This window comes from Leisingera sp. F5 (genome assembly GCF_001593695.1).
In genome coordinates this window covers 71,752-88,753 of record NZ_LUKH01000021.1, presented here as the reverse complement: position 1 = coordinate 88,753, position 17,002 = coordinate 71,752, and the positions used below count along the sequence as shown (strand labels likewise).

17 protein-coding genes and 2 pseudogenes are annotated in these 17,002 nt (G+C 62.7%); 10 read left to right on the top strand and 9 right to left on the bottom strand.

Annotated features, from left to right (window positions below; genetic code table 11):
- Nucleotides 1-217 (bottom strand): annotated as a pseudogene (locus tag A2I95_RS15710) (hypothetical protein); the annotation flags it as partial.
- 43 nt (nucleotides 218-260) lie between these two features.
- Nucleotides 261-455, bottom strand: a complete 195-nt coding sequence (locus tag A2I95_RS15705) for a hypothetical protein (RefSeq protein ID WP_291730845.1) — start codon at nucleotides 453-455, stop codon at nucleotides 261-263.
- 441 nt (nucleotides 456-896) lie between these two features.
- Here A2I95_RS15705 and A2I95_RS15700 point away from each other — a divergent pair.
- The 4 genes and pseudogenes from A2I95_RS15700 to A2I95_RS15685 form a co-directional block, all read left to right on the top strand.
- Nucleotides 897-1,202 (top strand): annotated as a pseudogene (locus A2I95_RS15700) (transposase); the annotation flags it as partial.
- Between the two features lie 33 nt (nucleotides 1,203-1,235).
- Nucleotides 1,236-1,631, top strand: coding sequence for a transposase (locus tag A2I95_RS15695; RefSeq protein WP_291730849.1), 396 nt, complete (start codon nucleotides 1,236-1,238; stop codon nucleotides 1,629-1,631).
- A 579-nt stretch (nucleotides 1,632-2,210) separates the two neighbouring features.
- Nucleotides 2,211-3,818, top strand: coding sequence for a class I SAM-dependent methyltransferase (locus A2I95_RS15690; RefSeq protein ID WP_291730843.1), 1,608 nt, complete (start codon nucleotides 2,211-2,213; stop codon nucleotides 3,816-3,818).
- A 142-nt stretch (nucleotides 3,819-3,960) separates the two neighbouring features.
- Nucleotides 3,961-5,178, top strand: a complete 1,218-nt coding sequence (locus A2I95_RS15685) for a PAS domain-containing protein (RefSeq protein WP_291730841.1) — start codon at nucleotides 3,961-3,963, stop codon at nucleotides 5,176-5,178.
- Between the two features lie 14 nt (nucleotides 5,179-5,192).
- Here the strand turns inward: A2I95_RS15685 and A2I95_RS15680 are convergent, their stop codons facing one another.
- Both A2I95_RS15680 and nhaC read right to left on the bottom strand, forming a co-directional pair.
- Complete coding sequence (locus A2I95_RS15680) at nucleotides 5,193-6,215, bottom strand: GlxA family transcriptional regulator (RefSeq protein WP_291730839.1); 1,023 nt, start codon at nucleotides 6,213-6,215, stop codon at nucleotides 5,193-5,195.
- Nucleotides 6,216-6,289: 74 nt separating this feature from the next.
- Nucleotides 6,290-7,762, bottom strand: a complete 1,473-nt coding sequence (gene nhaC / locus A2I95_RS15675; protein WP_291730837.1) for a Na+/H+ antiporter NhaC — start codon at nucleotides 7,760-7,762, stop codon at nucleotides 6,290-6,292.
- A gap of 331 nt (nucleotides 7,763-8,093) precedes the next feature.
- On the opposite strand from nhaC, the gene A2I95_RS15670 reads away from it, so the two are divergent.
- On the top strand, nucleotides 8,094-8,444 hold the full coding sequence (locus A2I95_RS15670; RefSeq protein WP_291730835.1) for an H-type lectin domain-containing protein: 351 nt from the start codon (nucleotides 8,094-8,096) through the stop codon (nucleotides 8,442-8,444).
- 9 nt (nucleotides 8,445-8,453) lie between these two features.
- On the opposite strand, the gene A2I95_RS15665 is transcribed toward A2I95_RS15670, so the two are convergent.
- Nucleotides 8,454-8,855: a helix-turn-helix domain-containing protein gene (locus A2I95_RS15665; protein WP_291730834.1), complete on the bottom strand. Its 402-nt coding sequence runs from the start codon at nucleotides 8,853-8,855 to the stop codon at nucleotides 8,454-8,456.
- 69 nt (nucleotides 8,856-8,924) lie between these two features.
- Here A2I95_RS15665 and A2I95_RS15660 point away from each other — a divergent pair, with 69 nt between their 5' ends.
- Nucleotides 8,925-10,121, top strand: coding sequence for an MFS transporter (locus A2I95_RS15660; protein WP_291730832.1), 1,197 nt, complete (start codon nucleotides 8,925-8,927; stop codon nucleotides 10,119-10,121).
- 59 nt (nucleotides 10,122-10,180) lie between these two features.
- Here A2I95_RS15660 and A2I95_RS15655 read toward each other — a convergent pair whose 3' ends face one another.
- The gene (locus A2I95_RS15655; protein ID WP_291730830.1) at nucleotides 10,181-11,203 is read right to left on the bottom strand and encodes a ribose-phosphate pyrophosphokinase; all 1,023 of its coding nucleotides are present in this window, start codon (nucleotides 11,201-11,203) and stop codon (nucleotides 10,181-10,183) included.
- Between the two features lie 107 nt (nucleotides 11,204-11,310).
- On the opposite strand from A2I95_RS15655, the gene A2I95_RS15650 reads away from it, so the two are divergent.
- From A2I95_RS15650 to A2I95_RS15635, 4 genes are all read left to right on the top strand, one after another.
- Nucleotides 11,311-11,913, top strand: a complete 603-nt coding sequence (locus tag A2I95_RS15650; protein ID WP_291730828.1) for a 2-hydroxychromene-2-carboxylate isomerase — start codon at nucleotides 11,311-11,313, stop codon at nucleotides 11,911-11,913.
- The gene (locus tag A2I95_RS15645) at nucleotides 11,910-12,731 is read left to right on the top strand and encodes an alpha/beta hydrolase (RefSeq protein WP_291730827.1); all 822 of its coding nucleotides are present in this window, start codon (nucleotides 11,910-11,912) and stop codon (nucleotides 12,729-12,731) included. The genes A2I95_RS15650 and A2I95_RS15645 overlap by 4 nt, the downstream gene beginning before the upstream one ends.
- A gap of 71 nt (nucleotides 12,732-12,802) precedes the next feature.
- Nucleotides 12,803-13,561 (top strand): nuclear transport factor 2 family protein, encoded by a 759-nt coding sequence (locus A2I95_RS15640; protein ID WP_291730826.1) that lies wholly within the window; start codon nucleotides 12,803-12,805, stop codon nucleotides 13,559-13,561.
- Between the two features lie 83 nt (nucleotides 13,562-13,644).
- A complete protein-coding gene (locus A2I95_RS15635) occupies nucleotides 13,645-14,238 on the top strand; it encodes a 2-hydroxychromene-2-carboxylate isomerase (protein WP_291730825.1) in 594 nt (197 codons plus the stop codon).
- Nucleotides 14,239-14,379: 141 nt separating this feature from the next.
- On the opposite strand, the gene A2I95_RS15630 is transcribed toward A2I95_RS15635, so the two are convergent.
- From A2I95_RS15630 to A2I95_RS15620, 3 genes are all read right to left on the bottom strand, one after another.
- On the bottom strand, nucleotides 14,380-15,414 hold the full coding sequence (locus A2I95_RS15630) for a low specificity L-threonine aldolase (protein ID WP_291730823.1): 1,035 nt from the start codon (nucleotides 15,412-15,414) through the stop codon (nucleotides 14,380-14,382).
- 73 nt (nucleotides 15,415-15,487) lie between these two features.
- Nucleotides 15,488-15,970, bottom strand: coding sequence for a YcgN family cysteine cluster protein (locus A2I95_RS15625; RefSeq protein ID WP_291730822.1), 483 nt, complete (start codon nucleotides 15,968-15,970; stop codon nucleotides 15,488-15,490).
- The gene (locus tag A2I95_RS15620; RefSeq protein WP_291730821.1) at nucleotides 15,967-16,899 is read right to left on the bottom strand and encodes a bifunctional riboflavin kinase/FAD synthetase; all 933 of its coding nucleotides are present in this window, start codon (nucleotides 16,897-16,899) and stop codon (nucleotides 15,967-15,969) included. The genes A2I95_RS15625 and A2I95_RS15620 overlap by 4 nt, the downstream gene beginning before the upstream one ends.
- Nucleotides 16,900-17,002: the final 103 nt, after the last annotated feature.

Sequence of the window (17,002 nt, the reverse complement as noted above, 5' to 3'; positions counted from 1 at the left end):
TCATACAGGCTTCCATGCCAGCGACGCAGCGGGGCAAATTATCAAAGGCGGTCTTCAGTGCCAAACGCTTGATCTTCTTGCGCAAGACGCGCTGCCCGGAGTGATCAAAGCCGGCCAGATGGAAGGTTTCCTTGCCGGTATCCACGCCAATGACTGCGATTTCATCAGTGTTTTCAGCTTCTTCGACTTCATAACTGCTTCTCCTGTTTGCAGAAATAGGCAAAGCCTAACCTGCAGGATGAAGCAGCCGGTACATCCCATTAGTAAAGATGCTGGCTCATCGCGCCGGCCTCGAAACCGACCCGACATTGCCCTGGCGGCACCTCGCGCAAGCAGGTCACGATATCCTCAATCTCGCAAGCAACAGTGCGCTCGAAGACGTGCTGGCCGTCGGTATCAATCACGCAGACGGCGACAGTCCGCAGCGACACGTCCGAACCCACAAAGTAATCCATCTCGTTCTCCTCAAATTGCAGCAATTTGCTGCAAGTCTATCGAGAACCCGACCCATCCATCAGGCCAGCCCGATTACCCATGCTTTGTCTGCGCAGTCCAGTTGTAGCTGATCCGAACCGGGCTGCGGCTTGCCTGAATGGCTGCTCTACTCATTGCGACGCAGCGGTGGACTCAGCCGCTGCGCAGCGTGGAATATTCTGCGAGCGCGCGCAGCATGATTTTGTCACCTCCGGAATCAGCTCGGACCGCCAGTTCGCCGCATCCGGCACGAGTGGCCGGTGCGGGATGCGGGGTCCATATACATCCACACAGGACAACCGCCTTTCGCTGCGCCGGGCACGAAATCATCCACACAGCTGGGGTGGATGGCATCTGCTCCCAACCGTCGCGCTTTGCGGCACACTGCAGAAGTCATCTTCTGTTAGGAAAGGAGCCCCGCCATGGAAGTTGCGGCAGTAGGATTGGACCTCGGCAAGGACGTTTTCCAAGCTCACGGATTTGCTGCCGACGGCACGGTTGTCTGCAATCACTCGATCCGGCGCAGACAACGGCTCAAGTTTTTCGGAGCGCTGCCAAGTTGTCACGTTGGAATTGAAGCCTGCGGCTCTGCGCATCATTGGGCGCGGGAGTTACTTTCAATTGGCCATGAGGTCCAGCTGATGCCTGCGGCCTACGTCAAACCATATGTGAAGCGCGGCAAGACGGACGCCGTTGACGCCGAGACTATTTGCGGAGCTGTCAGGCGATCTGTGATTCTGTCCCGGACGGTAGCATTTGGAATGCAGATCGCATTGGCAGGATATAGAGCGCTCACTTTGGACGCCATTGGCGGTTGTGAGGTGCGGGTTGGCCCTTCGGGCAAGCGGACTTGGCCGGACGAAGTGAAAGGCCGGCTGGTGGCGGAAACGCTGGTTTCAGGCGTGACCGTGAATGAAGTGGCGCACCGTGCCGGAATGCAGCCGAACCATCTGTCGGCATGGCGGCGCCTGGCGACAGAAGGCAAGCTTGTTGTTTCCGAGCTGGATGGCATGGGCTTTGCCGCTGTGACGGTTGTGCCTGAACCAGAGGCTTCCCATTGTGATGGCCCCGAGCCAGGCCATTTAGATGTCATTTTCGGCAGCGTCACTGCGGCTGGCGGCGGGCGCGCCGCCGGACCGGATCGCCGCCTTCGTTGACGCACTGAATGCCGCACCAAGATCTTTCCCTCGAACCGGGTGCGGATCATGGCGGCCACCAGGCCGGTGGCTTGCCACTGGGCCCGAACCAACGGCGCCTGAGGCTCGCTCCGCAAGGGGCATGACGGTCTGGCAGCGCTGGTGAAAAACGAGCTGCATAAGGACCCCTTTGCCCTCGATGCCGCCCTCCATACCCAAACATCAGCACTTTGCTGACGTTGAAACACTACCCGTACATCTGCTTTCGTCCGCGCTTCGTGAGATTGTGCACGAAACCTTGCTGCAGCTTAAATGAATGGCTGGCTTCATTGCCGCTTAGCCGCGCCGAATATTGCGCCTCTGCAACAAATCTTCCGCTGCGCGCGAACGCAGAGAAAAATGCCAATTCACAGGTTGGCCTCAAACCTGACTTTGGCTCGGGCTGAAGTACGCGGCGGAACTGCGGACCAACTGGTATCTCTTCACACACGGTAGTGCCTTCCTTCGCTGACCGTGCCAATTTCTCTGGCATTAACGCAATTCTCACAAATTTTCGAAAAATTGCCCTGCATGACATGTTCCTAACCAGCAGGATTCCCCGTGACAGATTGGACCTCCGGCTATGTTGCCGGCATCGACTATACCCATGATTTCCACAGCCAGCTGACGCCTGCCTTGCTGGGTTTCGGCGCGATGAGCCAGGGCCACAGGCACGGGCTGGACAAAGACAGCCTCACCTATTGCGAGCTGGGTTGCGGCCAGGGGTTTTCGGCCAATCTTCTGGCGGCGGCCAACCCGCATATCGATTTCCATGCGATGGATTTCAGCCCGTCGCATATCGCCGGCGCGCGGGAACTGGCGCAGGAAGCGGCGGTGGAAAACATGCATTTCCACGAGCGCTCCTTTGAGGATTTCGACACCGCGCCGGGCCTGCCCGAGGTGTTTGACATCATCGCCCTGCACGGTGTCTTCAGCTGGGTATCCGAGGAAAACCGCCAGCATATCACCCAATTCATTTCGCAACGGCTGCGGCCGGGCGGCCTGGTCTATGTCAGCTATAACACCCAACCCGGCTGGGCTGCTGCCATGCCCCTGCGCCGTCTTCTTGCCAGCCGGGCAGAACAGGGCAGCGGGCCGCTGACAGACCGGATTGGCCAGGCAATGGCGTTTGCGCATCAGTTGGGCGCAACGGGTGCGGCGTATTTCGGCAAGAACCCGGCGGCGGCCAAGCGTCTGGATCATATGAAATCAATGCCGGCCAACTATCTGGCGCATGAGTATTTCAACAAGGACTGGACTCCATTCTATTTCGAGGACCTGGCGGGTGAACTGGCCGGCGCCAAGTTGAATTTTGCAGGCTCCGTGCATCCGCTGGATAACCTGGACTGCATCCGCTTCACACCGGAACAGCAGGCTCTGCTGGACAGCGAGGGTGATCCCGACCGCCGCGAAGGCCTGCGCGATGTGCTGCTGAACGAGCATTTCCGCACCGATATCTTTGTGAAGGGCAAACTGGCGCACACCCCCCGCGGTGAAATCGGCGCCTGGTTTGCGACCTCTTTTGCTCTGACTCGTCCCTACAGCGGCGGAACCTTGAAATTCCAGCACCGGGGCAGGGAGGTGCCTCTGGAGCAGGAACAGTACGCGCCTGTCCTGAAATCTCTGGCCGAAGGGCCCACAACAGTGCGCAGCCTTCTCGATCAGGGGGTGTTCGGCGCCATGGACTGGGGCAGCATCGCCCGGATGCTGACGACGCTTGCCGGTACCGGCTGCATCACCCCCTGCCTGCCGCAGGACGGGCTGGCGCAACGGACGGCTGCTTGCCGCGCCTTCAACTTGGCGGTCTGCAAGCGGGCCGAGGACAGCGATATCCTGCGCTTCCTGGCCTCGCCTGTCACCGGCGGCGGGGTTGAGGCCGACCGGTTCGAACAGCTGTTCCTGCTGGCGCGCAGCGAAGGCCATGAGGCCCCTGCGGACTGGGCCGCGCTGGCCTGGCGCATTCTGGCGCCGCAGGGTCAGCGGCTGCAGCACGAAGGCCGGGTGCTGGAGACAGAGGAAGAAAACCTTGCCCTGCTGGGGGCCAGAGCCGGCAATTTCGCGGCCCGCCGCCTGCCGCTGTTCGAAAGCCTGGGCCTGACGCTGGAGGGCACCGGGCAGATCCAGCCGCAGGACCAGACAAAGCCCTTGGCGCAGGGCACTGCGGCGTGATCCCGCAGCATTCGGGGGGCTGCCGGGCGGCCTTGTCGGCAGCTTGGAAATCCGCTCTCTTGTGCCGCCGCATTAGCAATTTGAAAAGCTGTGCCGCTTAAACAGAAGGCGGCCCTTTACACTCACTGACAGGAATTCACACGTGTCCTTTGAAGACCGCACGCTGGCTGCCCGATCAACGGGCAGGGAATCGCCTTTTGCCCTCGACGAAGTGTTTTTTTCCCGCACCGACTCCCGCGGTGTGATCCAGGCCGGCAATGCTGTGTTCAGCCGTGTCGCCAAATACGCGATGGAGGATCTGCTGGGGGCACCGCACAAGGTGATCCGCCACCCGGACATGCCGCGCGCCGTGTTCCAGCTGCTGTGGGACACGATCAAGGACGGCGGCACCGTCGGCGCCTATGTCAAGAACCGGGCCAGCGATGGCAGCTATTACTGGGTCTTTGCGGTCGTCACCCCCTGCGAGGGCGGTTATCTGTCAGCGCGGATCAAGCCGACCAGCCCGCTGCTCAAGACGGTCGAGGAGGAATACGCCCTTCTGCGACAGGCTGAACGCGACGAAGGGCTTGATCCCGAAGGCAGCGCCGCGCTGCTGCTGGCGCGTCTGCAAGGGCTTGGCTTTGCCACCTACAACGATTTTGCCGGCCACGCTCTGGCAGAAGAGCTCATGGCCCGCGATGCTGGCCTGAAGCGCCCTGCGGACGCCCGTCTGGCGGAACGCCGGGAGATGCATGCCGCAGCCGGGGATCTGGTGCAGGAGACCGAGGCGCTGGTGCAGGAATTCGAATCCATGCGCACTATCCCGCATAATCTGCGCGTCATTGCCTCAAGAATCGAACCGGCCGGCGGGCCGGTCACCGTTCTGTCCGAGAATTACAATTCCATGTCGCGTGACATGTCCAACTGGTTCGAAGCCCACGTCTGGGGCAAAAACAGCAATTTTCGCGCCATCAAGGGCACCGTGACAGCAGCCATTTTTGTCGAAGGGCTGGCGCGCATCCTCACCGAATGCGGCCATCAGCTCAACCAGGAAGACGGCGCCGCAGCCATTGATATCAATCGTGAACAGGCCATTCTGGCACAGCTGACCGAAGACCAGTTCACCAAGGCCAGGGCCAGCCTGCAGGACGTCCGGTTCGAGGCTGACCGCATTCTCAAGGCCTGCCTGACCCTGCACCGCCATTTCATGGCGCTGACAACAACCCGGGTGCTGTGCAAGATCGAATGCGCCCGGCTGGGCAACGTCGGAGAGTCGCTGAACTCGATCATTGATGAGCTGGGGCAGTTCCAGGACCGGATTTCCGCCCGTCTGGAAAAGATCACGGAACTCAGCAAAGCGCTCGCATCCGAGGAGAAGTAACCCGCGCTCCGCGGCTATTCCTCTGCCGCCGTTTCGGTCCAGCTTTTGCGGAAGGACGCAGGCGACTGGCCGTAGCGTTTCTTGAAACGGATCGACAGCTGCGTGGCGCTGCTGAACCCGGTGGCGGCGGAGATCTCGGCGACTGTCATGTTGGTTTCATTCAGCAGCGCCAGCGCCCGGCCCACCCGCAGCTCGATATAGAACTGCACCGGCGAAGTGCCGACATAGCGCTGGAACAGCCGTTCCAGCTGGCGCCGCGAGATCTGCGCCCGGTCCGCGACCACGCCGATTTCCACCGGCTCTTCAAGGGTGTCATGCATGAATTGCATCGCGTTAATCAGGTGCTGGTTGCGGCTGCTGAGGGCAACGGAATAGGCCGATTTCTGCAGCGCCTCACGGTTGTTGGAGCGGAAATGGATGCACATGTCCGAAACAATGACCGCCAGGTCCTTGCCATGCTCGGTCTCGATCATCTCCAGCATCATATCAGTGGCCGCATTGCCGCCGCCGCAGGTCATCAGCCCGTTGTCGATCTCATAAAGGTTGGCAGAGGGCTCCAGCCCCGGAAAATACTCCGTGAACGATGGCTGGTTTTCCCAATGCAAGGTAAAGCGCTGATCCTGCAGGACGCCGGCCTGTGCCAGCGCAAAGGCACCGGTGCAGATGCCGCCGAACCGGCCGCCATGGGCGTTCTGCCGCCGGATCCAGGCCAGGGTGCGGGGATTGGCACTGTCCGAGGGTTCGATGCCGGAACAGACAAAGGCAAAACTGCCCCGCGGCAGGTCCTCCAGCGGCAGGTCGGAATTGATACCGATGCCGTTGGAACAGGCCACCGGCGCGCCGTCCTCGCTCATCAGGAACCAGCGGTACAGCTCCTTGCCGGTCACCTGATTGGCAACCCTGAGCGGCTCCACCGCGGCGCTGAAGGCCAGCATGGTCAGCTTCGGCAGAAGCACAAAGTAGATGTCTTTGGGCGGCCCGTCGTAATCAACCCGGAAACTGGCCGCACCTTTTGGGACAAAGCTGCGGAGATTCATGATCTTACCCTACCAGATGCGATGGTTACTGCAAAATGCGCGCCGCAGGCTGCTGCCCGCGGCGCGCTGGTCTGTCAGGCGGTCAGCTTGGCCACCGGCTCGCCGCTGTCTTCCCAGGCGGCGATTTCATCTTCGCTGGCCTTGGGTGAGAACAGCCCGGTCATCGCATAGAAGATGCCGATCAGCGGCGACAGCCAGCAGGCAAAGGCCAGCGGGATGTACAGCAGGTTCTCAAAGTTGCCATCCGAAATCCCCAGCGCCAGCGCCGAGATCACAAAGGCACCGCCCGCGTTCCAGGGGATCAGCGGCGAGACTAGTGTGCCGCCTTCCTCAATCGCGCGCGACAGGTTCAGCGGCGAATACTTCATGCCGCGATACACCGGCGCATACATCCGGCCGGGCAGGGCAATCGACAGATACGGATCACCCGCCACGGTATTGGTCGCAATCGAGGTCAGGATCGCCGAAGTCTGGATGCCGGCAAAGGACTTCACCCGCGCAATGATCACTTCGATGATGGCCTGCAGACAGCCGGTCCGCTCCAGCGCGCCGCCGAACCCCAGCGCCAGCAGCACCAGCGAAATGGTCCACATCATCGACTGAATGCCGCCGCGGTTCAGCAGTGGATCGATTTCCGGCACGCCGGTTTCAATCGCATAGCCGCTGTTGGCAAAGGTAAAGGTCTCATGCAGGCCCGCACCCTGGCACACCATCGCCATGATGCCGCCAACGACAGCACCGGCAAACAGCGACGGGATCGGCGGCTGTTTCTTCACTGCAAGCGCAATCACCAGCAGCGCCGGCAGCAGCATCAGCGGCGAGATCCAGAAGGCGCCGTCCAGCGCCTCGGTGATCGCGTCGATCCGCTCAAACGACACTTGCGAAGTGTCGATCAGGGTGAAGCCCACAACCAGATAGATCACCAGCGCAATCAGCATCGACGGAACAGTGGTCGGCAGCATGTTGCGGATGTGATCGAACAGGTTGGTGCCGGTGACGGCAGGGGCCAGGTTGGTGGTGTCCGACAGGGGTGAGATCTTGTCGCCGAAGAACGCACCGGAAACCACCGCGCCCGCGGTCCAGTACATCGGAATGCCAAAGCCCGCACCGATCCCCATCAGCGCCAGGCCGACGGTGCCCACAGTGCCCCAGGAGGTGCCCAGCGACACCGACACGATGGAGCACAGCACCATGCCCGCGGCCAGGAACAGCTCCGGCGACAGGATTTTCAGACCGTAGTAGATCAGCGTCGGCACGGTGCCGCTGGCAATCCAGATGCCGACAATCATGCCGACAGTGATCAGGATTGAAACCGACGGCAGCGAGATGTTGATGACATGGAACACGCCTTCTTCGATGTTGTCCCACTTGTGGCCCAGCTTCAGCCCCACCAGCGCGGTGATGGCGATGCCGATGGCCAGCGGAATATGCGGGGTGAAATCCCCGAAATAGAAAAGCTGGACGCCCAGAACTGCCAGCGTCAGCACGATGGGCAACAGCGCCATCGCCAGGCCGGGCTTGCGGATATGCGGATCATTTGGTGACACGGGTCTCTCCTCCCTTGGGTCAAATCGCCTGTCGAAGGCGGATGCGGATACACACCAGAATTCGGCCCCGGGGACTCGTCCCCGCCGCGCCGGAATGCACAGCGTTTGCGACAATCGGGGAAATATCCCCGATCAGGGAAGCGTTGGGCCTTGAGGGGATTTCTCCCTGCTGGGAGGGCCGGAAACGCCTGCAAGGTATCCGGCAACTGCAACTTGCCAAGTTGGCACTGCCTTGCCTAAAGGCAACATCTGCAGGGTCTTTGATTCAGGTTTCTGGATAATCCTGATGGATGGCTTAATCTCAATTCTGACTAACCGCTTGGGAACCGGAATGAAAAGACTGCGCAACCCCCGTACAGGGGTCGATCAGGGGGATATCGAAGTCTTTTCGGATTTCGAAGATGGCGGCGAGATGTGGACCGGCTCTGGCCTGCGCGAGCGGCGCCGGACGGTTCTGTTTGCAGATACCTTTGCCAACCCACCCGCCGTGCATGTGTCGGTGTCGCTCTGGGATATGGACACCTCCGCCGCGATCCGGGCGGAACTGGTGGCGGAAAACGTCACTATTGAAGGGTTCGAGATCGTCTTCCGCACTTGGGCCGACAGCCGCGCCGCCCGCCTGCGCGCCGGCTGGCTGGCAATCGGCGAGCTGCACCATGCCGACGACTGGGACGTCGATTAGGGCGCGGCGCTAGACTTTGGCGGTCAGGGTTCCGGCCCGCAGCAGCTTTTGAAACTTGGGGCATTCCAGATGGCTGGGCGCCGGGCAGTCTGCCACATGCCGCAGCGCGTCGCGCAGGGTGCTCAGCTCGCGGATCTGCGCCTCCAGCGCATCGGCGCGGGCGTGCAACTGGCCGCGCGGCAGATCCGGCTGGCCGTCCTTGCCAAACATCCCCGCAATCTCCTGCAGCGAAAATCCGGCGGCCTTGCCCATCGTGATCAGCGACAGCTGCAGCAGGGTCTCCCGCCCGAACTGCCGTCGCAGCCCTTTGCGCCCAATCGAGGTGATCAGCCCGATCTCCTCATAATACCGCAGGGCCGAGGCCGCGACGCCTGACCGTTCGGCAACCTCGCCAATATCCAGAAGTTTCATCCTTGACCTCAAGCTGGCTTTAATTGGCAGGCTGCCAGTCCGGAACAGTTTGAACAAGGAAATTCCCGGATGAACACGGAAAAAACATCTCTCTGGCAGGACCCTAAGGCCATCGCGCTTTTGATGGCGGCCAGCCTTACAGTGATGGCCAATGCCACCATCAGCCCGGCGCTGGCCGGGCTGGAACAGGAATTCGCAGGCGTGCCCGATGCGGGCTTTCTGGTGCGGCTGCTGGTGACTGCGCCGTCGCTGGGGGTGATGCTGACGGCCCCGCTGGCAGGCTGGCTCACCGACCGCGCCGGGCGGCGCGGCGTGCTGCTGGCAGGCATCTGGCTGTTTATGCTGTGCGGCACCGCCGGCTATTATCTGCCGGACCTGCAGCTGATGCTGGCCAGCCGCTTTGGCCTAGGGGTCGCGGTAGCACTGATCATGACCGCGCAAACCGCGCTGATCGGCGATTATTTCACCGGCGCGCGGCGCCAGGCGCTGACCGGGCTGCAGATCTCGGCCCGCAACTTTGGCGGGCTGGTCTTTATCGGGCTGGCCGGGCTGGCCGCCACCCTGTCGCCGCGGCTGCCGTTTCTGATTTACGGGCTGGCTGTCTTTTGCCTTTACGCCGCTTGGCGCCACGCGCCCGAAACGGCTCGCGGCCGCACCGGGCAGGCACAGCCGGACGGGGCAGGGCACCCGTCCTGGCTGGTGCTGGTGATCGCGGTCTCGGCCCTGCAGATGCTGACCAATGGGCTGTTCTTCACGATGCCGACCCAGCTGCCGTTCTTCTTTGCCGCCCAGGGCCTGAACAGCGCGCTGATGACCGGGGCCGGGCTGGGGCTGTTGTCGCTTTGCGGCGGCATAACCGCGCTGCTTTATGCCCGTTTCAAAGGCGCGCTGCCGCATGCGGCCATCTTTGCCCTGGGCTATGGCGCACTGGCGCTTGGCTTTGCGGTTCTGGCGCAGGAAGGCAGCCCGGCAGTGTCGCTGGCGGGCGCCATGGCCATTGGCATTGGCTATGCCGCGGTGTCTCCCGGTTTTGTTGCCATCACGCTGGCGCTGGCCCCGTCCGGGCGGCGCGGAACGGCGGGTGCAATCCTGACCGCATCGGTGTTCTGCGGCCAGTTCCTGTCACCCTTCGCCAGCACACCGGCCATCGCCCGATGGGGCTATGGCGGAGCCTTTGGCGCCACGGCAGCAGGTCTGGCACTGATGGCTTGTGCGGCGCTTCTGACGGCGTTGAACACATCGCGCCGCCGCCGCGCCGCCCTGTGAAAATGTGAAAAAGCCCCGCATAAAAGCGGGGCTTCTCAAAATCCGGAAAAACAGCAGCCTCAGCCGCCGTTGGACGTCAGGCTCTCGTAGATCGGCACCAGGGTCTTGTCCTCGAACAGCGATGACACCGAGGTGCCGTGCCAGATGTTCAGGATCGCTTGCGTGAACAGCGGCGCCGTCGGCAGGATGCGGATATTGGGCGCGGCGGCAACGGCCTCGGTCGGCTGGATGGAATCGGTCAGCACCAGCGATTTCATCACCGAATTGGTGACGCGCTCCACTGCCGGGCCGCTCATCACGCCGTGGGTGATATAGGCGTGCACTTCCTTGGCGCCGTTGTCCAGCAGCACCTGGGCTGCCTTGCACAGCGTGCCGGCGGTGTCGCACATGTCGTCGATGATCAGGCAGATCTTGTCCTTCACATCGCCGATCACGGTCATCTCGGCCACTTCACCGGCCTTCTCGCGGCGTTTGTCAACGATCGACAGCGGCGCGTTGATGCGCTTGGCCAGCTCGCGGGCGCGGGCCACGCCGCCCACATCCGGAGACACCACCATCAGCTCGTCCATGCGGTCCTTGAACTGGTTCTTCACATCCAGCGCAAAGATCGGCGAGGCGTAAAGGTTGTCCACCGGGATATCGAAGAAGCCCTGGATCTGTGCGGCGTGCAGATCCATGGTCAGCACCCGCTCGATGCCGGCACCAGTCAGCATATTCGCCACCAGTTTCGCCGAGATCGGCGTGCGCGCCTTGGTGCGGCGGTCCTGACGGGCATATCCGAAGTAGGGGATCACCGCGGTGATCCGCTGGGCCGAGGACCGGCGCAGTGCATCAGCGATGATCAGCAGCTCCATCAGGTTGTCATTGGCAGGGTTGGAAGTCGGCTGGATGATGAACATGTCCTCGCCGCGGACGTTCTCATAGACTTCGACGAAGATCTCGCCGTCATTGAACCGCTCGACGCGGGCATCCACCAGCCCTTGGTCAACACCGCGGTGCATGCTCATCCGGCGGGCGATGGTTTGGGCAAGAGGGAGGTTGGCGTTCCCAGCGATAAGCTTGGGTTCGTTCAAAGTCGGCATTGGCTGATATCCCCAGGCAGCAATGGCAATGTGTCAGATTCGTGATATTGAACCCCGCTTATCATGCACTTACCCTCGCGCAAAGTTCTAAGCGGGAGATACAGCCTATGGCAGCGTTCGATTTCTATTTCTCAACCTTATCGCCCTTTGCCTATCTGGCCGGCACAAGGCCGTGGGAGATTGCCGCCCGCCACGGAGCAGAGGTGACGTGCAAGCCGCTCGACATCATCGCGCTGTTTGCCCGCACCGGCGGCACACCTCCGGGCGAGCGCCATCCCGCGCGCCAGGAATACCGCCTGGTTGAGCTGGAGCGGCAGGCGGCCAAGCTGGGCATGCCGGTCAATCTGAAACCGGCGCATTGGCCAGCCAATGCCGCGCCGTCCTCATACGCCATCATCGCGGCGCAAACCGCAGGCGGCGGCGACATGGGGCAGCTGGTGCAGTCCATCCTGCGCGCCTGCTGGGCCGAGGAGAAGGACATCGCCGAAGACGCCGTGATCCGAACCTGTCTCGACGGCGCCGGCTTCGACCCTGCGCTGGCTGACAGCGGTCTCTTGGCCGGCGCGGAGGCCTATGCGCAAAACCTCGAGGACGCAGTCCATGCCGGTGTATTTGGGGCACCGTTCTGGGTCACCGGTGACGGGGCAAAGTTCTGGGGCCAGGACCGGCTGGCGGATCTGGACACGCATCTGGCGGGGCAGGCCGCGTGACAGGCGGGCAGACCGGCCGGCCCGGACGGCCAGAGGGGATCTTCTCGCGCAGCTTCGGCCACGGGCCGCGCAACGTGCTGGCGGTGCATTGCTCGCTGGCCCATTCCGGCGCCTGGCGCCGCATGGCCGGGGATATGGCGGAGGACATCACCCTCACCGCTTTCGACATGCTCAGCCATGGCCGCAGCCCGGACTGGGACGGGCAGGGCAACTACCAGCTGCTGAACGCTGACGCAGGCCTTGCCTTGCTAAGCGAACCCGCAGATCTGATCGGGCATTCCTTTGGTGCCACCGTGGCCCTTCGCATGGCGATGGCCAGGCCGCATCTGGTGCGCAGCCTGACGCTGATCGAACCGGTGCTGTTTGCCGTGGCAAAATCCGATGCCCCGGCGTCCTTCGCCGGACTGGAAGCCGCCAGCCGGCCCATCGATGCGGCCTGGGCAGCCGGGGATCTCGCGCTGATGGCGCGGCTGTTCAACCGGATGTGGGGGCCGGGAGAGCCGAAATGGCCCGACTTGCCCGAGCCGGCCCGTGCTGCGATGATACGTGCAATCCCTGTGGTTCCGGCCTGCCACCCGGTGCTTTTTGACGACGAAAACGGCACTCTGGCCCCCGGCGCGCTGGATCCTGTTGCGATGCCTGTGCTGCTGCTTCACGGCAGTGAAAGCCCGGGCGTGATCGGGGAAATTGTCCGGGGGTTCAGCCGCCGGCTGGCCAATGCCCGTGCTGTATCAGTGCCGGGCGCGGGCCATATGCTGCCGGTGACGCATCCGCAGGAAACGGCGCAGCTGCTGCGGCCGTTCTGGCAGCCGGGCTGATCCGCTTATACCGCTGCTGCAAAACCAGGCAGAAGGCAGCAACCGGGAAAGCAACCGAAGGGAAGACACGGATGGCATCGAAAAAGAACCTGCTGAAAACGCTCCTCAAAGGGCTTGAAACCGGCGACCCCGCCGCTGCCGCCGTCGTTAACGAGGCGAAATACATCCAGCACAACCCGCAGACCCACGAGGGCAGCGAGGGTCTGGCGGAATTATTCGCGCGTCTTGCCAAAACCTCTCCTAAGGTGACGTTCAAGCGGGTGTTCGAAGATGGCGATTTCGCCTTTGCGCATATCGAATACGACTTCTCCTCGCTGCGGGCGGCGTTTGAAGTCTTCCGTTTCGAGAACGGCCGGGCGGTGGAGCATTGGGACAATATCCAGCCTCTGCGCGGGCCGAACCCGTCAGGGCGGGGCATGCAGGACGGCACCAGCGAAATCACTGGTCTGAACCAGACAGAAAGCAACCGCGCCTTGGTCCGGAATTTCACTGAACAGGTGCTGATCAAGCGGCAGCTGGATTTGCTGCCGCAGTATGCCGCTGCAGATCTTATTCAGCATAGCCCGGACCTGCCGGACGGCTTGCCGGCCTTGCGAGACGCGCTGCAAGTTGCGGAAAACGGCAAACCCTGTATCCGGTACCAGCACCTTCACCGGGTGCTGGCCGAGGGCAATTTTGTGCTTTGTGCCAGCGAGGGCCGGTTGAACGGCGCCCATACCAGCTTCTATGACCTTTACCGCATTGAGTCAGACAGGATCGCCGAACACTGGGACACGGTTGAAAGCATCCCACCGCGCAGTGACTGGAAAAACGATAACGGCAAGTTCTGACGCGTCCACCTGTGCCGGCCTTTTCGTTCTGCGAGGTCCGGTCCTATACTGAGTGCCAGTTGGTTAAATGGCGGGAGGGTTACATGCCTGAACTGGATTTCTGGTATTCGATCGGCAGCACTTACAGCTACCTCACAGTAATGCGGATCACGGATGCGGCCGCCCAGGCCGGCGTGTCCGTGCGCTGGCGCCCCTTCAACGTCCGCCACGTCATGACGGTGCAGAACAACGTCCCGTTCAAGGACAAGCCGGAAAAGACCGCCTACATGTGGCGCGACATCGAACGCCGCGCGCAGCACTACGGGTTTCATCCCAGGCTGCCGGCGCCTTACCCGCTGCCGGACTTGGTGCTGGCCAATCAAGTGGCCGCCCTGGGCGCGGCCGAAGGCTGGAGCCAAGCCTATACCCAGGCCGCCTACCGCTGCTGGTTTGAGGCAGGCCAGCCCGCCGGGGAGGACCCGAACCTGACCGCCAGTCTGGAGGCGTCCGGTCAGGATCCGGCCCGCGCGATCGCGGCGGCGCAATCGGAGCCGGTCATCCGGGCGCTGTCAGAGGCGACAGAGGAAGCTATGGCACTAGGCATTTTCGGCGCCCCCAGCTTTGCCGTTAGCGGCGAGATTTTCTGGGGCGATGACCGGCTGGAGGACGCGCTGCTCTGGGCGCAAGGCGGCGGCTGAAACCGTACCTGTTGCTTCTTTCTGGTTTCAAATACTCGGGGGGGGGTGAGGGCCGTCCGGGAGCGGACCCGGTGGACCCTTTCAGGCTCGAACGGGCGGCGCCCGATCTGTCAGGGCTGGGGGTAAAGCCGCCTTATGACCTCAAAGCAGCGACAGAAACGCCCGGATACTCTCTTGCGGAACCGACCAGTCGCAGACAAACCGGGCGGTGACCAGCTCATCTTCCGGCCCCTGCAACGGCCCGTCCCACAGATGATAGACCGCGCCCGCTTCAAACAGCCGCTGATGGGTGCTGCGGGGCAGGGCGGCAAAGATCATGTTGGCCTGGGCTGGATAGGTGAACCGGGCGCCCGCCGCCTGCAGCCCCTCGGCCAGCATCGCGCAATTCGAATTGGCGGTGCGGGCGTTGTCCTGCCACAGGTCATTGGTCAGATAGGCCAACATCTGCGCCGACAGATACCGGTGCTTGGAAAACAGATGCGCGCCGCGCTTGCGGCGGTACTCGAACTCCTGCGCCTGGCCGGGATCGAAGAAAATCACTGCCTCAACCCCCAGGCAGCCGTTCTTGGTGCCGCCAAAAGAGAGCGCCGATACGCCGGCCTTCCAGGTCATCTCGGCAGGCGTGCAGCCCAGCGAAATCAGCGCATTGGTGAAGCGGGCGCCGTCCATGTGGACCGGCAGCGCGTAGTCGCGGGCCACGGCCCCCAGCGCTTCAATTTCCGGTACCGAATAAACCGTGCCGAGTTCGGTGACCTGCGACAGCGACACCGGCCCCCGCTGCGGCCCGTGGACACCGCGGACTTCTTCGCCCTCAATCGCAGCGCGCAAAGTGTCCGGCGTCATCTTGTCCGCATCCGTCACCGGCGTCAGCTTGGCGCCGCCTGTGAAGAATTCCGGCCCGTTGCACTCATCCTGCAGGATATGCGCGGGGCGGGTGCAAAACACCGTCTGCCAGGGCTGCGCCAGGGTCGACAACGCTAGCACATTGGCCGCCGTGCCGGTGGCCACCAGATAGACCTCGGCCTCAGGCGCTTCAAAAATCTCGCGGATTTTCGCCGCCGCTTCGGCCATTTCCGCATCCGCGCCATAGCCCATGGCATAGCCCTGGTTGGCCCTGGCCAGCGCATCCAGGATTTGCTGCGGCACCGGGCCGGAATTGTCAGAGGCAAAATGCATTAAGCTTGATCCTTGTTTCTGAGCGGGATGCGCTGCAACTCCTGCCCGGGATGCGCCCCATCCCAGGCTGCAGTCAGCCCAAAGGCTCTTCGATGATGTGATCTTCCCACTCGTCTTCAGAGATTTCGAATTCGGACACAGTCCAGCCGCGCACCGACACTCCGGCCTCATGCACGCTGTTGGGCGTTCCGGTCAGCAGCGGGTGCCATTCCGGCAGCGGCTTGCCCTGCCACAACAGCCGGTAGGCGCAGGTTTCCGGCATCCAATAGGCGTGGGTATCCAGGTTTTCCGGCTTCAGCACGATGCATTCGGGCACAAACTGATGGCGGATCGGGTATTGCGCGCAGCGGCAGCTGGCATCATCCAGAAGGCGGCAGGCGACACGGGTCAGCGCCACGTCACCGGTCTCCTCGTCCTCCAGCTTGTTCAGGCAGCATTTGCCGCAGCCGTCGCACAGCGCTTCCCATTCCTTTTGGTTCAGCTTGGCCAGCGGCTTCTTCTCCCAGAAACGCTTGCCCAGGCCGGACCGGTCGATGACGTCTTTTTCAGGTTTCATAGCGCCGCCAGCAGTTCACGGGACTGGGCACAGTCTGCGTCCATCTGTTCAATCAGCGCCTCCAGCCCGTCAAATTTCAGCTCCGGCCGCAGAAAGGCCACCAGCGCAACCGACAGCGTCGCGCCATAAAGATCGCCCGAAAAATCAAACAGGAAGGTTTCGATATTCGGCACCACGCCGTCAAACATCGGCCGCACCCCGATTGAGGCGGCGCCCAGATAGCTGCCCGCATGCAGCCCCTCCAGCACGTCCACCAGCACCGCATAGACCCCGAACCGCGGCTGGTGCAGCCCTTCGATCGACATGTTCGCCGTGGGAAAGCCCAACTCGCGCCCGCGCTGTTCGCCGCCGATCACCACGCCCTCGATGCGGTGCCAGTGGCCCAGCATTTCCTTGGCGTCGGCCGGGCGGCCCTCGCTCAGCGCGTTGCGGATCGCGGTGGAGGAGACCGCGTGTTCGGAGTACTCCATCAACGGCGCAATGGTGACGCCAAAGCCGAATTCTGCGCCGAACCGCTGCAGGTCTTTGGCATTGCCCGCGCGCCCCTTGCCAAAGCAGAAATCAGCGCCCACCACCACATGCGCCAGCCCCAGCCCCTTGGCGATCACGTCGCGGGCAAATTCCTCCGGCGTCAGGCTCGACAGCGCGGTATTGAAGTTCAGCTCGTAAAGCCGCTCCACCCCCAGCTTCTCCAGCCGGTGGGCGCGGGTCTCGGCCCGCATCAGGCGGAAGGGCGGCGCCTCGGGCGCAAAATACTCGCGCGGGTGCGGCTCAAACGTCATCACCCCCAAGGGCGCCCCGGGTGCGGCATCGCGGGCCAGTTCGATCACCGACTGATGGCCCAGATGCACGCCGTCGAAGTTGCCGATGGCGACGGTGGCGCCCCGGTCCTGGTCTTCGACGAATTCATAATCTCTGACGATACGCATGGCGCATCCGTACCCGCACCGCGGCGCCGGTTCAAGCGGCCAGTGGCAGGGGGTGTCACAAGCCGGACAGAACCCCTCCGCGGGCGGGCGAGCACACGGAGAG